Annotated in this window: 12 protein-coding genes; 5 read left to right on the top strand and 7 right to left on the bottom strand. The window is 41.5% G+C overall.

The annotated features are described in order from the left end of the window. Positions 1-8 precede the first annotated feature (8 nt). Together BUC17_RS04625 and BUC17_RS04620 are read left to right on the top strand one after the other, a co-directional pair. Positions 9-1,046, top strand: a complete 1,038-nt coding sequence (locus tag BUC17_RS04625) for a formimidoylglutamase (protein ID WP_073362116.1) — start codon at positions 9-11, stop codon at positions 1,044-1,046. A 42-nt stretch (positions 1,047-1,088) separates the two neighbouring features. Beyond that, complete coding sequence (locus BUC17_RS04620) at positions 1,089-2,342, top strand: DEAD/DEAH box helicase (protein WP_073362114.1); 1,254 nt, start codon at positions 1,089-1,091, stop codon at positions 2,340-2,342. Between the two features lie 2 nt (positions 2,343-2,344). Here the strand turns inward: BUC17_RS04620 and BUC17_RS04615 are convergent, their stop codons facing one another. The 4 genes from BUC17_RS04615 to holA form a co-directional block, all read right to left on the bottom strand. After that, complete coding sequence (locus BUC17_RS04615; protein WP_394334044.1) at positions 2,345-4,522, bottom strand: ATP-binding protein; 2,178 nt, start codon at positions 4,520-4,522, stop codon at positions 2,345-2,347. A gap of 55 nt (positions 4,523-4,577) precedes the next feature. Then, positions 4,578-6,272: an energy-dependent translational throttle protein EttA gene (gene ettA, locus BUC17_RS04610; RefSeq protein ID WP_073362110.1), complete on the bottom strand. Its 1,695-nt coding sequence runs from the start codon at positions 6,270-6,272 to the stop codon at positions 4,578-4,580. A gap of 79 nt (positions 6,273-6,351) precedes the next feature. Then, positions 6,352-6,534 (bottom strand): CAL67264 family membrane protein, encoded by a 183-nt coding sequence (locus BUC17_RS04605; protein ID WP_073362443.1) that lies wholly within the window; start codon positions 6,532-6,534, stop codon positions 6,352-6,354. 43 nt (positions 6,535-6,577) lie between these two features. Beyond that, positions 6,578-7,582 (bottom strand): DNA polymerase III subunit delta, encoded by a 1,005-nt coding sequence (gene holA / locus BUC17_RS04600; protein ID WP_073362108.1) that lies wholly within the window; start codon positions 7,580-7,582, stop codon positions 6,578-6,580. Between the two features lie 47 nt (positions 7,583-7,629). On the opposite strand from holA, the gene BUC17_RS04595 reads away from it, so the two are divergent. The 3 genes from BUC17_RS04595 (at position 7,630) to BUC17_RS04585 (ending at position 9,984) form a co-directional block, all read left to right on the top strand. Further along, positions 7,630-8,079, top strand: a complete 450-nt coding sequence (locus BUC17_RS04595) for a type I restriction enzyme HsdR N-terminal domain-containing protein (protein ID WP_073362442.1) — start codon at positions 7,630-7,632, stop codon at positions 8,077-8,079. A 3-nt stretch (positions 8,080-8,082) separates the two neighbouring features. Continuing rightward, positions 8,083-9,072: a glycosyltransferase family 2 protein gene (locus BUC17_RS04590; protein ID WP_073362106.1), complete on the top strand. Its 990-nt coding sequence runs from the start codon at positions 8,083-8,085 to the stop codon at positions 9,070-9,072. A gap of 78 nt (positions 9,073-9,150) precedes the next feature. Further along, entirely contained in the window at positions 9,151-9,984 is an 834-nt protein-coding gene (locus BUC17_RS04585; RefSeq protein ID WP_073362104.1) for an OmpA/MotB family protein, read from the top strand. A 44-nt stretch (positions 9,985-10,028) separates the two neighbouring features. Here BUC17_RS04585 and BUC17_RS04580 read toward each other — a convergent pair whose 3' ends face one another. The 3 genes from BUC17_RS04580 to BUC17_RS04570 form a co-directional block, all read right to left on the bottom strand. After that, positions 10,029-10,649 (bottom strand): L-threonylcarbamoyladenylate synthase, encoded by a 621-nt coding sequence (locus BUC17_RS04580; RefSeq protein WP_073362102.1) that lies wholly within the window; start codon positions 10,647-10,649, stop codon positions 10,029-10,031. Positions 10,650-10,672: 23 nt separating this feature from the next. Further along, positions 10,673-13,012, bottom strand: coding sequence for an ATP-dependent helicase (locus tag BUC17_RS04575; protein ID WP_073362100.1), 2,340 nt, complete (start codon positions 13,010-13,012; stop codon positions 10,673-10,675). Between the two features lie 76 nt (positions 13,013-13,088). Beyond that, positions 13,089-13,610: a DUF7935 family protein gene (locus BUC17_RS04570; protein ID WP_073362098.1), complete on the bottom strand. Its 522-nt coding sequence runs from the start codon at positions 13,608-13,610 to the stop codon at positions 13,089-13,091. Between the last annotated feature and the right edge of the window lie 751 nt (positions 13,611-14,361).

Raw genomic sequence — 14,361 nt, 5'->3', positions numbered from 1 at the left:
CTTTTTGTATGGAACATTTAATTCGATTTACCGCCGCCGATTTATCTAAAATTACCAACCATCGAAGTGGAGAGGTAAAATTTGGGGAACGCATGCAAGTTATTCCCGAAAACGAACCGATTGTTGAGTACTTGAAAAAGACGGATGCCCAGTTTGTATTGTTTGGCATACCCGAAGACATTGGTGTTCGCGCCAATTCAGGTCGCCCAGGTGCCGCCACCGCTTGGGAGAGTGCCATTAAAAGCATTGCCAACATTCAACACAATCGTTTTTGCAAAGGGTCGCAAATCCTTATTTTAGGGACACTCGATGTTACGGCTCTAAATCAACAAGCCAATTCCCTACAATTCTCCGAAACTGCCGATCGAAAGACGTTCCATACCTTGGTGAGTGAAATTGATAAAGAAGTTTCACACATCCTCAGCCTCATAGTTAAAAGTGGTAAAATTCCAATTGTAATAGGCGGTGGACACAACAATGCCTATGGCAACATCAAAGGGACAGCTCTAGCCAAGGGAAAACCCATTAATGCCATCAACCTCGATGCGCATTCAGATTTTCGAATTCTTGAAGGGCGTCACAGTGGAAACGGTTTTTCGTATGCGTTTGAGGAAGGATTTTTAAAAAAATATTTCATCTTCGGATTGCATGAAAGTTATACCTCCAAAAATGTATTAGACAAATTAAAGTCGCTCAAGGAACGTGTGTTGTACAATACCTATGACGCGCTGAATATTCGTCGGGAGAAAGAGTTTCGCTTGGAAATGCAAATTGCGATTGATTTTATCAAATCGGATGCTTACGGTGTTGAAATTGATCTTGATTCCTTACCCATGGTGCCTACGAGTGCCATGACACCCAGTGGATTTTCGGTGGAGGAAGTTCGCCAATTCGTCTATTTTTTCGGAAAACATCCCCAGGCCGCTTACTTGCATATTTGTGAAGGCGCACCGGCTTTGGACTTTGAAACCAACAAGCATATGGTGGGAAAATTGATTGGATATTTGGTGACGGATTTTATCAAAGCCAAAAACAGTTTGGATTAATCCCTATCTTTGCGGCCATGCTGTGCTAATGCAGCTTATTGTATGACATTTCAAGATCTTCATTTATTACGCAATATTCAAGAAGCCCTCGCGGAAGAAGGCTACACGCAACCCACTCCTATTCAAGAAAAAGCTATACCTGTTATTTTAAAGGGTGATGATTTGGTCGGCTGTGCGCAAACGGGCACCGGTAAAACAGCCGCCTTTGCGATTCCAATCATTCACCAAATTCATCCCATTGTAGGTTCGGCAAAAAAACGGAAACTAATTCGTGCGTTAATCATTACCCCTACGCGGGAGTTGGCTATTCAAATTCAAGAGAGTTTTGCCACCTATGGACGCTATACCAACATCGTGTCGTCCGTATTATTTGGGGGTGTAAATCAAGTTCCGCAGGTTGACCAACTCAAACGCGGGGTGGATGTGTTGATTGCTACGCCAGGACGATTATTGGATTTGCATAAACAAGGGCATGTCAATTTAGATCATTTGCATCATTTGGTGTTGGATGAAGCCGACTTAATGCTGGATATGGGTTTTATCAACGACGTAAAAAAGATTGTCAAGTTAACTCCCGACAACCGCCAAACGCTACTCTTTTCAGCGACAATGCCTTTGCCAATACGCGAGTTGGCAGAACAGTTTTTGACCCAACCCCAATATGTGACCGTGACCCCAATAGCCTCAACGGCAGAGAAAATCACGCAACATGTTTATCAAGTGGAAAAAGAGGATAAACGTAAGTTGCTCCATGATATCCTGCAAGCGCATCCCGAGGAGCAGATTCTTATTTTCACGCGAACCAAACACGGAGCTGATAATGTGGTAAAGTTTTTGAAAAAACAACATTACAAAGCCGAAGCCATTCACGGCGATAAGTCGCAATCGGCACGGCAGCGGGTGTTGGAACAGTTCAAAAACAAAGAAATTCAACTCCTCGCCGCGACCGATATTGCAGCACGAGGACTCGATATTGAGAATTTACCTTTTGTCATCAACTTTGATATTCCAAACATCCCCGACACCTATGTACATCGGATAGGGCGAACAGGTCGGGCAGGAAAAGAAGGCAAAGCGATTTCTTTGTGCGGCAAAGACGAATGGGTGTATTGGCAGGCGATTGAAAAACTAATTCGTTTAAAAATTAAAGTTGTCGAAAACCATGCTTTTCCCTGGAAAGATGCGGCTACCGCAAAGTCCAATGAAAGCAAAGAAAATGCAGAAGCGCCCAAAAAAGATTTTAGAAACAAGAAAAAGTTTTCATTCCGTGGAAAAAAATCGGGAGGAAAACGATAAGCCTACCGTTCAATCAAGGTACTGATCACTTGAAACAACTTCGAAGGTTCGAAAGGTTTGATGATAATATCATTTATGCCACTTGACAGCGCTTGTTCGGTGATTTCTTGTTTGTCAAAGGCCGTTAACGCGACAACAGGAGTTTCTATGCCCTTTTTACGAATCAATTTTGTAGTTTCAAAACCATTGATAATGGGCATATTGATATCCATGAGTACCAAATCAAAGTGTTCTTTTTCTAACAAATCAATCGCCGCATAGCCGTCATCAAGAATCGTGCATTTAAAATGGTGGCTTTCCAAGATTTTTTTGGTAACGATTTGATTGATTTTATTGTCTTCAACCACTAAAATTCGATACACTTGCACCGTAGATAGGTCGACATCAATATTGTTGATAATTTCGATGCGTTTTTTCTCATCAGCATCAAAGGCAAGGGTAAACGAGAAAGTCGTCCCTTTTCCGATTTCACTCTCCAACTGAATGGTGCTACCGAAGAGCTCTACCAACTTTTGCACGATCGAAAGTCCGAGCCCTGTTCCTTGATAATCACCTTCTTTGCGCTCAATTTGCACAAATTTTTCAAATATTTTTTTCTGGTCTTCAGGCGCTATACCTACCCCTGTATCGGCGATTGAAAAATGAATGAAATAGCGGGATTCGACAACCTCTTGCAATTGCGCCGTTACGGTTACTGTGCCGTCTTTGGTGAACTTCAATGCGTTGCTGACCAAATTCATAAAAACTTGCGACAAGCGTAATTTGTCTCCAATTAAAAATTCAGGAATGGCGGGATCGATATTTTTGACTAAGGTATTGTTGTTTTTCTTGGCGATAAAATCCAATGAATCAACTATAGTATTGATTTCATCGGGAATATTAAAAATCATATTCTCCAAGACAATCTTGTTTTCTTCAATTTTGTTGATTTGCAGTAAATCATTGACCAAGGACAGTAAATAGCGTGCTGAGAACTTTAAGGAATTCAAATGTGGACTGTGCGCCAATTCCTTATGTTCATCCAAAATGATGTTGGTAATTCCCACAACCCCATAGAGCGGAGTCCGCAATTCGTGACTGATGGTAGATACAAACTGTGTCTTTAATTGCGAGGCTTCATCGGCCTTTTCTTTAGCTTCTTGTAATTCGGCATAGGCTTGTTGCAATTCACGATAGGTTTTATCACGAAACATGGAATTACGATACAATGAAAAGAGCAATAACAGGAGGATGAAAAGTATAATCACAAACAACAACACAATAAGCTTCGACTCTTTTAAGTCTTTGCTTTGTTGCGATTTCTCGTCTTCAATTTTATCGATTTGTCGTTGATAGTCTTCAATTTCCAACTGACTCCCCGCCAACTTTACTTTGCGCGTGCGTTCCTCATTGTAGACTTTTTCTTTTAACGACTTATGTAAATCGGCATAAAAAAGAGCATTTTTAAAATCTTTTTTTCGTTTGAAGTGGCTTGAATAATCGCTGTAAACATCAATCATGTAGGCATCGAGTAAACTCCCCGATTCTTTTTTCCCCAATTGAATTGCTTGGTCAAAAAAAGATTCTGCTTTTGTGTAATTACCAAGATGGCTGTAATAGTCGCCATACATGGAATAAAAGTGTATTTTGGCTTCAATATCGTCTTTTTTAATCACAAAATTGGAAATGCCCCGCATGTAGGTTTCGCCTTGACGGTATTTGTTTGCCCCAAAATATGCACCGGCAATACTCAACTTGGCATACATTATTTCGGACGAATCTTTAATTTTCTCTGCATAATACAATCCCCGTTTGTAATAGTCAATACTGTTTTTTAAATCATTCTTACGGTATGAATAAAAATTTCCAATATTGTTGCAAAGCCAAATTTGCACCGTATCATTTTTGGATTTTTCGGCATATTTTAAACCGCGTAGGTAGTATTTTAATCCTTTGACCGGGTCGTAGAATTCATCAAAATTCAACCCAATCATGTTGTAGGCTTGTGCGACTAGCGCTTTATTGTTGATGGCTTTGGCTTGATCAAGCGCTTTTTTAGAGAGTTCCAACGACTTAACCCCATCCAATTGGTAAAAGGCATTTCCCGCTTTTTGAAGTAAATCATTCACTGATTTTTCAGTGGGTTGCGCAAAGCCCCATCCAAAGGATATAAAAAATACTATGAGCCAAATACGTTTCAAAGCCATCGAATTAAAAAACAAAGTCCCAACATCATTGGGACTTTAACAAATATATTTAATTTCTGATTAACTTTTTATATTTAATTCGCGTTGGTGTAATTTCAGTGCCCAATCGCTTGCGACGGTTTTCTTCGTAATCTGAAAAACCTCCTTCAAAGAAGTACACTTGCGAATCGCCTTCAAAAGCCAAAATGTGGGTACAAACGCGGTCAAGAAACCAGCGGTCGTGGGAAATAATTACGGCACAACCCGCAAAGTTTTCTAACCCTTCTTCTAAGGCGCGCAGGGTGTTGATATCCAAGTCGTTGGTAGGCTCATCCAACAACAAGACATTGCCTTCCTCTTTTAACGTCATGGCCAAATGCAAACGGTTGCGCTCTCCACCCGAGAGGGTAGCCACTTTTTTATTTTGATCACTGCCGCCAAAATTGAAGCGCGATAAATAAGCCCGCGAATTCACTTGACGTCCGCCCATCATAATTAATTCTTGCCCATCACAAAAATTTTCCCAAATCGTTTTATTGGGATCGATATTGGAATGGTTTTGATCTACATAAGCAATTTTAACTGTATCACCTGTTGAAAATTCACCACCATCGGGTTGTTCCTCGCCCATGATCATTCGGAAAATTGTGGATTTCCCTGCACCGTTGGGACCGATAATTCCGACAATTCCTGCTTGGGGTAAGGTGAAATTCAAGTCCTCGTAAAGAATTTTATCCCCAAACGCTTTGGAAACATGATGCGCGTTGATCACATTGGTTCCTAAACGTGGGCCATTTGGAATGTAAATTTCTAATTTTTCTTCCAAAGCTTTTTGATCTTCATTCAAAAGTTTGTCGTAATTCTGTAAACGCGCTTTTTGCTTGGTTTGGCGTCCTTTGGCACCTTGGCGAACCCATTCCAACTCGCGTTCCAACGTTTTACGACGCTTGGACGCTACTTTTTCTTCTTGGTCCAAACGCTTTCCTTTTTGGTCCAACCATGAGGAATAGTTTCCTTTCCAGGGAATCCCTTCGCCGCGATCAAGTTCCAAGATCCAGCCGGCTACATTGTCTAAGAAATAACGGTCGTGGGTTACGGCAATTACTGTTCCGGCATATTGTTGCAAATGTTGCTCCAACCACAATACCGACTCAGCATCCAAGTGGTTGGTAGGCTCGTCCAATAACAATACATCGGGCTGTTGCAATAACAAACGACACAGGGCCACACGGCGTTTTTCACCCCCTGACAAAACCTTAATTGGCGTATCACCTTCGGGCGTTCGCAAGGCATCCATAGCGATTTCCAACTTGGTGTCTAATTCCCAACCGCCTACAGCATCGATTTTATCTTGCAATTCCGCTTGTCGGTCCATGAGTTTTTGCATTTTATCAGCATCTTCATAGACTTCGGGCAAACCAAACATATCGTTGATTTTGTTGAATTCGTCCAAAACGGCTACAATTTCAGCTACTCCTTCACGAACCACTTCAATCACCGTTTTCGTTTCATCGAGTTGGGGTTCTTGTTCCAAATAGCCAACGGTATAGCCTGGAGCAAAAACCACATCGCCTTGATAGTTTTTCTCAACCCCTGCGATGATTTTTAATAAAGTGGATTTCCCCGATCCGTTAAGACCCAGAATTCCAATTTTGGCACCATAAAAGAAACTTAAGTATATGTCTTTTAACACCTGTTTGTTGGTACTCGAGTAAGTTTTATTAACTCGAGACATGGAAAATATGACTTTCTTATCGTCTGACATATGCGTTTAGATTTTAGATATTAGTTGTTAGTTTTTGGTCGTTAGACGTTAGTAGTTAGATATTGGAATTTAAATCCCCCTATACTCTTCCTTTCAACGAGCTGAACACCCATGCATTGGCTAAAAATCCAACCCCGACAGCGCCAAAGCCCCAACCTGCGATTTCATTGTAGCGAAAAACGCCCAAACCGATGAGCAATAATCCCATGATAATCATAATGAGTGTTGCCCAACCGAGTACTGTATTTTTATTCATTGCCATCGTTTTCATTTTTTTAATCGGAAGGCAAATATCGGAAAAAAACTCAATTGAAAATTGTCACTAACAATTCCTTTAACAAATCGGCATGCGAAATGGAATTGGCTCCTACCCCTTTTCCTTTGGCATCCACTTCACGGAGTTTGGCAACAATAGCCGATACTTTTTTCATCGGGTAATGACGGGCGGCCAGTTCGTAATCTTTTACAAAAAATGGACTAATTCGCAACACCTTAGCGACATTGGCCTGACTTTTATCTTTTAATCCATGGTATTGCAATACTTGGGTGAAATAGGAGAAAACCATGGCGGTAGTAACCACTAACGGATTGTCCTTCGAATTTTGAGCAAAATACTGGGCAATGCGATAGGCTTTTTTCTCATTCCGCTCCCCTATGGCTGTTCGAAGTTCAAAATTGTTGTAATCCTTGCTAAACCCAATATTCACCTCTATATCATTGGCCGTCACCGTATGTCCTGGCGGAAAAATGATTTTCAATTTATCGAGTTCATTACTGATACGACTTAAATCGTTTCCTAAAAACTCCACCAACATCGCCGCCGCTTTGGGTTCGATACCCAATCCTTTGCCCTTAATCACGCGGGTTATCCATGTAGCGACATGATTTTCGTAGAGTTTTTTACTTTCAAACACTACCCCGTTTTTTTCTAAGGCTTTGGTAACTTTTTTGCGTTTATCTAAGGTTTTGTATTTGTAGGCTAAAACCAATACCGTGGTGGGCTGGGGATTTTCGGCGTAGGATTCTAATTTATCGATAGTCCGCACCAATTCTTGAGCTTCCTTGACTATCACTACTTGGCGTTCGGCCATCATGGGATACCTTTTGGCTTGTGCAATAACATCTTCAATGGTGGTATCCCGTCCGTACAACACCATCTGATTGAAACCCTTTTCATCCTCAGTGAGCAAGTGATCTTCAATGTAATCTGTAATAATATCAATGTAATACGATTCTTCCCCCATTAAAAAATAAATTGGGGCTATCGTTCCACTTTTTATCGCATTGATGATATTTACCGCTTCCTCCATAGTTTTTGTTTCCTTGGCTTGCGATGAAAAAAGTGTACTTTTGCTCCATGCAAGCACTCAATTTTCCACCGTTTTCCTTTCGCCTCAAAAATAGTGAAAATAAAACGGCAATATTTGACGCTATCCGGAAAAAATTTGTAGTCTTAACCCCCGAAGAATGGGTTCGACAACATACCGTTCGGTATTTACAGGAGGTAAAAAAAATTCCGATTTCCTATATTAATGTTGAAAAATCTATTGCACAAAATGGTTTAACTAAACGATACGATGTAGTTGTTTTTCAGCGGGATGGAGGTATTTCCGTTTTAGTCGAATGCAAAGCGCCTGAGGTAAAAATTACCCAAGCAGTTTTTGATCAAATTGCGCGGTACAATTTGGTGCTACGTGCCAAGTATTTGATGGTCACCAACGGATTGGAGCATTATTTTTGTCAAATGGATTTTGAGGCGCAGACGTATGTTTTTTTACCTGATTTACCTGAATTTAAAACTTTATAGTCCGTGAAACCTATAGCTGTCGTTGTTTTAAATTGGAATGGAAAAGCGTTACTCGAGACGTTCTTACCTTCTGTGGTACAACATTCCGATGAGGCGCAAGTATATCTCGTCGACAATGCCTCTACCGATGATTCTGTGCCCTTTGTGAAGGCAACATTTCCATCTATAAAAATCATACAAAACGCGGGTAATTATGGATTTGCTCAAGGTTACAATGAGGCCTTGCTGCAGTTGGAAGAACCTATTTATGCCTTAGTCAATTCGGATATTGAAGTAACCGAAAATTGGTTGCACCCGATACTTTCCCATTTTGAATCGCATCCCCATACCGCGATTGCGCAACCCAAGTTATTGGATTATAAAAACAAAAGTTATTTTGAATACGCAGGGGCGGCAGGCGGATTCATCGATCGTTTTGGCTATGCGTATTGCCGGGGCCGTGTTTTTGAAACCCTAGAAAAAGATGAACATCAATACCCGCATCCGGCAAAAATCTTCTGGGCTACGGGTGCTTGTTTTTTCATTCGGCGCGACGTCTATCATCAGTTGGGCGGCTTGGATGCGTCGTTTTTTGCCCATCAAGAGGAAATCGATTTATGTTGGCGCGCTTTCAATCAAGGGTATGATTGTTATTACCTTCCCGATTCGGTCGTGTACCATGTGGGTGGCGCTACCTTAAAAACAGGAACCACACGTAAAACCTTTTTGAATTTCCGGAACTCGCTCTCGATGATGCTCAAAAATTTGCCTGCCAAAGCTTTGGTTCCCATTCTTTTTGCACGCTTGGTGTTGGACGGCATTGCGGGTATTCAGTTTTTACTACAAGGAAAAGGGGCGCACACGTGGGCTATTGTACAAGCGCATTTTTCATTTTACGGAAAAATTAGGGCTACCCTCGCCTTGCGAAAAGCGCCACAACGCAAGGACTATTATACTTTGAACAGTATTGTTTGGAATTATTTTGTTAAAGGAAAGAAGTATTTCGAACGATAATTAACAAATCTTAACCTTTTTGTAGTTCTATTTCACTTTACAAGCGTTAATTTTGTAAAAAACAAAAAAAGATATCCCATGAGAAAAGTATTGTTTCTTTCTTTAGCAACGTTAACTTTAGCTTCTTGCGGCAGTAAAAAGAAAATTGCCGAATTGGAACAAAAAAACAAAGAATGTCAGGATTTGTTGAATTCAACGACCATGAAATTGAATCTTTGTTTGACTGAAAAAGAAGCCTTGAGTCAGCAGAATGAATATTTGAAAAAGAACAACAGCGACTTGATCAACAGCTCCAAAGAACTTACGATGTTGACCACCAAAGGCGCTGAGAATTTACAGCGTTCTTTAGAAAGCTTGAAAGAAAAAGACTTAAAAATCAATCGTTTACAAGACGCTTTGACCAAGAAAGACTCCGTGACTTTGGCTTTAGTGACAAGTTTGAAGAAAAATGTAGGTCTTGACGATCAAGATGTTAACATCAGTGTAGAAAAAGGGGTTGTCTTTATCAACATCTCCGATAAAATGTTATTCAAAAGCGGTAGTTATGTGGTGACCGACAAGGCCAAATCGGTGTTGGACAAAGTAGCCAAGGTGATCAACGACAAACCTGATTTTGAATGTATGGTGGAGGGACACACCGACAATGTTCCTTTTACTGGAAATGCCATATTGCTTGACAACTGGGATTTGAGTGTGAAACGCGCTACGGCCATTGTTCGCGTATTGACCAAAGATTTGGGCGTAAATCCGAAGCAAATTATTGCCGCAGGACGCAGTGAATTTATTCCTTTAGTGGATAATAATACCGCTGAGAATCGTGCGACCAACCGCAGAACCCGTATTGTGATTTTACCTAAAATCGATCAGTTTTACGATATGATTGAAAAAGAAATGAAAAACCTAAGCAAGTAATCGCTTACGCCACAATCAAGCGTCTCTTTATGAGGCGCTTTTTTTTATAAAATATCGAGCGAACCCTTGCCTTCACGCACCACAACCGGTTCGTAGCCCGACAAATCAATCACCGTAGAAGGCATATTGTCGCCATACCCGCCATCGATGACCAAGTCGACAAGATTTTGCCATTTTTCAAAAATCAACTCTGGATCGGTAGAATATTCCAATACTTCATCTTCATCGTGGATGGACGTCGAAATAATAGGATTTCCCAAAGTATTGACAATGGAGCGAATGATGTTGTTATCGGGGACGCGAATTCCGACCGTTTTTTTGTTTTTAAAAACTTTAGGCAAGTCATTATTTCCGGGTAAAATAAACGTGTAGGGTCCAGGTAAGGCACGTTTTAACAACTTAAACGTCGACGTGTCTATTTGCTTCACATAATCAGAAATGTGACTTAAATCGTAACAAATAAACGACAAATTGGCTTTTTCCAACTTAATCCCTTTGAGTTTGGCCACCCGTTCTAGGGCTTTGGTATTGGTAATATCGCAGCCCAAACCATAAACGGTATCCGTGGGATAAATGATGATTCCGCCGTTGCGCAATACCTCGACGACCTTTTTGAGGGCCGCTTCGTTGGGATTGTCGTTGTAGATTTTTACAAATTGTGCCATCGCTTGAAAATTAGGAAGTTAAGTTAGCCAATTACATCCAGTTTGGCAAAACGCAATAGCAGTTTTTTAATACCCCCTACGTCAAATTTGATTTCCGCTTTACGATCGCCGCCGATTCCTTCTAGGTTGAGCACCTCCCCTTTCCCGAAGCGTTCGTGGAGTACGATATTTCCGATGGCGAGTTTACCATCCCCGAGACCAGTTGAAGAAGAAGGTGCACTAGTATTTACCGGCTTCAAACGACGGATGTTGGCACTTGGGGCGGGTTCGTCTTCCTGCATACGACGGGGCGGCGTTCCAGAAACAGGTTTTTGTAACCGCAATTTGGTTTTATCCACATCGCCAAAAATATCCATATCAATCATGGGTTTGTAGCGGTAGCCTGTTGTTTCGGCTGGATTGACAAATTCAAGGTATTGCGGATCGATTTCTTCAATAAAACGCGAAGGTTCGGCATCGGTGAGTTTCCCCCAACGGTACCGTGATTGGGCATAGGTAAGATAGGCTTGGTGTTCGGCGCGGGTCAACGCCACATAAAACAAGCGGCGCTCTTCTTCGAGTTCACTGCGTGTATTCAAACTCAATGCACTGGGAAACAAATCTTCCTCCAATCCCACAATGAAAACGTAGGGGAATTCCAAACCTTTTGCCAAGTGGATGGTCATCAATGCCACGCGATCGTCGTCGCCGGTATCGTTGTCCAAATCGGTGGCGAGAGCAACATCTTCAAGAAATTCGGCCAAGGCACCGCGGGCCCCATCGACTTCTTTTTGCCCTTCGGTAAAATCTTTAATCCCGTTGAGCAATTCCTCGATATTTTCAACACGGGCGACACCTTCAGGGGTACCGTCTTTCTTCAATTCTTGGATTAAGCCCGTTTTTTTGGTCACATGTTCGGCCAAATAGAACGCGTCTTGATTTTCATTAATAATTTGGAAACTCTTGATCATGTTCACAAAATCGTGAAGCTTGTTTTTGGTTCCCGAATTCAATTTCAAATCAATTTTATCGATATGCTCCATCACTTCAAAAATGGAACGCTTGTAATGGTTGGCTGCAATGGTTAATTTTTCAACGGTTGTATCGCCAATACCGCGGTGGGGATAATTGATGACCCGAATCAACGCTTCTTCGTCTTTGGGATTGATAATCAAGCGTAAGTAACACAATACGTCTTTGATTTCTTTACGTTGGTAAAACGATAAACCGCCATAAATACGGTAGGGAATATCGCGTTTGCGCAACGCATCTTCGATAGCGCGAGATTGCGCATTGGTACGGTATAACACGGCGAACTTTCCATTGGTGAGTTGCTCGCGCATTTTCATTTCAAAAATTTCTCCGGCCACATAACGTCCTTCTTCACTATCGGTTAAACTGCGGTGTACCTTAATTTTGGGTCCGAGTTCATTGGCTGTCCAAACGACTTTATCCAACTTGGTTTTATTTTTATCGATAATGGTGTTGGCTGCCTCTACGATATTTTTGGTCGAACGGTAATTTTGCTCCAAACGGTAGGTTTGCACCCGATCGTAATCCTTTTGGAAATTGAGAATGTTGTTGATGTTGGCACCGCGGAAGGCATAGATACTTTGGGCATCATCGCCTACCACACAGATGTTTTGGAATCGATCGGATAAGGCCCGAACAATCAAGTATTGCGAATGGTTGGTATCTTGGTACTCATCGACCATGATGTAGCGAAAACGGTCTTGGTATTTGGCTAGCACATCGGGAAAACGGTTCAGCAATTCGTTGGTTTTTAACAACAAATCATCAAAATCCATGGCTCCTGCTTTGAAACAACGGTCGACATAGTTTTGATAAATTTCCCCCATTCGCGGCCTTTTGCTCATGGCATCGGCTTCTTGGAGTTCGGGGTTGTTGAAATACGCTTTAACGGTAATGAGTGAGTTTTTGTACGACGAAATGCGACCCAAAATTTGCTTGGGTTTGTAAATATCCTTGTCCAACTGCATCTCTTTGATGATGGCCGAAATCAACCGCACGGCATCTTGGGTATCATAGATCGTGAAGTTGGAAGGGTATCCCAATTTATCGGCTTCGATACGAAGAATTTTGGCAAAAACCGAATGAAATGTTCCCATCCAGAGGTTTTTCGCTTCGTTACTCCCTACTATGGCTGCGATACGCGACTTCATTTCACGGGCGGCTTTGTTGGTAAAAGTGAGAGCCAAAATATTGAAGGCATCCACCCCGTGGTGCATAAGGTAGGCGATACGCATGGTCAGCACGCGTGTTTTCCCCGAACCGGCACCCGCAATCACCATCATGGGACCGTCTTTTTGCAGTACGGGCGCCCGTTGCGCTTCATTCAATTGGTTGAGATATTGTTCAAGCATTTTTTTATTAGCTTCTAAGCTTTTGAGACGCTAAGCTATTGTGCTGCGGCCCATTGAAATTTATAATTTAGAATTATCAAATAAAGTCTTTGATTTCGCTTTTCAAAAACTCCAACGCCAGTTGCGAAGCAGATTCGGTTTCCATTAACGAGCTCAAGACTTTCATACGGTATTGGTCGGCGTCTTTGATTTCGCTATCGGTGGCTAGGTTGCGAAGGTTTTGGATAATCGCATTTTTGGCATTGACTACCATCACCCAGGCTTCATCCGAAAGGTAGATTTGTTGGGTGACATTGTGTTCGTATTCTTGTTCGATATTCTGAATCAAAAGGTTCATATAATCGGTGGTGTCGTTGCTAAAAGGCGCCACGCGAATCATGAGTTTGAGCGGATTGATCCGTTCGAGAAACAGGGCCATTCGTTCGTAGGCTTGGAGACGAATGGGCAAGGCTTGTTTTTGGTTGTCGCGAAGCAATTGGAATTTGCGGCGATTTTCGTCAAGGTTTACAAATTTTTGCATCATCAGGTAGGCCACTCCGCCAGTCACGACGGCGGGTAACGTATACAAAGCCAATTCCATCCACTTTTCGGTTTCCATAACGCATTTGGGTTATTTTAGTTTCTACAAAGAAAACGAAATTCTTAGGTTTGGGCAAGGGGTTTTGGGTTTCAAGTTTCAAGTTTCAGGTTTCAGGTTTAAAGTTTCAGGTTTCAGGTTTAAAGTTTCAGGTTTAAAGTTTCAGGTTTATTTCGCTTCGCTACATCAGTCGGCTAAAGCTTCGTGTCAAGTATCAGGTTTCATGTTTCAAGTTTAAGGTTTAAGGTTTAAGGTTTAAGGTTTCAACCGAGATTTAGGGGGAATACATAAGAGGTGTTGGGTGGGGAATGGTAGTGTACTAGTGTCATATCAGTGCTATATCAGTGCTATAACTATGAGAATGATCGTGGTATGGCTCGTTCTGAAACTGCGTGGAGATAGGAAAATCGTTAATCCTTACTGGAAAGTTTGTGGCGCGTTAAAAGGACATCAATACCATATGCGGTCAATTTTGAGCAATCTCTTCGGGTAATTTAGGATCATCAGAGCGATACAACCACGGAGATTTACATGCCTGTAAGTACCAAAAGCCTCCAAAAAATCAAAAGTCCGTTTGATGATTTATAAAAAAGTACTACTTTTATACAACCCTATGAAATCAGACTTATACACCCAAATGGTTTGTTTAGGTCTGATTTTTTCGGGGGTATAAACGAGTTACCAGCAATATTAACGAAACTCCTTAAAAAATTGACTCTTTCAAAAAGACATCACTATATCCCAGAATTTTATATAAAAGGATTCGTTGGAA

The sequence above is a fragment of the Flavobacterium fontis genome, from assembly GCF_900129405.1.
Classification (GTDB): domain Bacteria; phylum Bacteroidota; class Bacteroidia; order Flavobacteriales; family Flavobacteriaceae; genus Flavobacterium; species Flavobacterium fontis.
This window is presented reverse-complemented; position numbering and strand designations above follow the sequence as displayed.

Bases quoted from the DNA above. Each gene is read 5' to 3' on its own strand.
- BUC17_RS04625 (WP_073362116.1), top strand. From the start codon at position 9: ATGGAACATTTAATTCGATTTACCGCCGCCGATTTATCTAAAATTACC.
- BUC17_RS04620 (WP_073362114.1), top strand. From the start codon at position 1,089: ATGACATTTCAAGATCTTCATTTATTACGCAATATTCAAGAAGCCCTC.
- ettA (WP_073362110.1), bottom strand. From the start codon at position 6,272: ATGTCAGACGATAAGAAAGTCATATTTTCCATGTCTCGAGTTAATAAA.
- BUC17_RS04605 (WP_073362443.1), bottom strand. From the start codon at position 6,534: ATGGCAATGAATAAAAATACAGTACTCGGTTGGGCAACACTCATTATG.
- holA (WP_073362108.1), bottom strand. From the start codon at position 7,582: ATGGAGGAAGCGGTAAATATCATCAATGCGATAAAAAGTGGAACGATA.
- BUC17_RS04595 (WP_073362442.1), top strand. From the start codon at position 7,630: ATGCAAGCACTCAATTTTCCACCGTTTTCCTTTCGCCTCAAAAATAGT.
- BUC17_RS04585 (WP_073362104.1), top strand. From the start codon at position 9,151: ATGAGAAAAGTATTGTTTCTTTCTTTAGCAACGTTAACTTTAGCTTCT.
- BUC17_RS04580 (WP_073362102.1), bottom strand. From the start codon at position 10,649: ATGGCACAATTTGTAAAAATCTACAACGACAATCCCAACGAAGCGGCC.
- BUC17_RS04575 (WP_073362100.1), bottom strand. From the start codon at position 13,012: ATGCTTGAACAATATCTCAACCAATTGAATGAAGCGCAACGGGCGCCC.
- BUC17_RS04570 (WP_073362098.1), bottom strand. From the start codon at position 13,610: ATGGAAACCGAAAAGTGGATGGAATTGGCTTTGTATACGTTACCCGCC.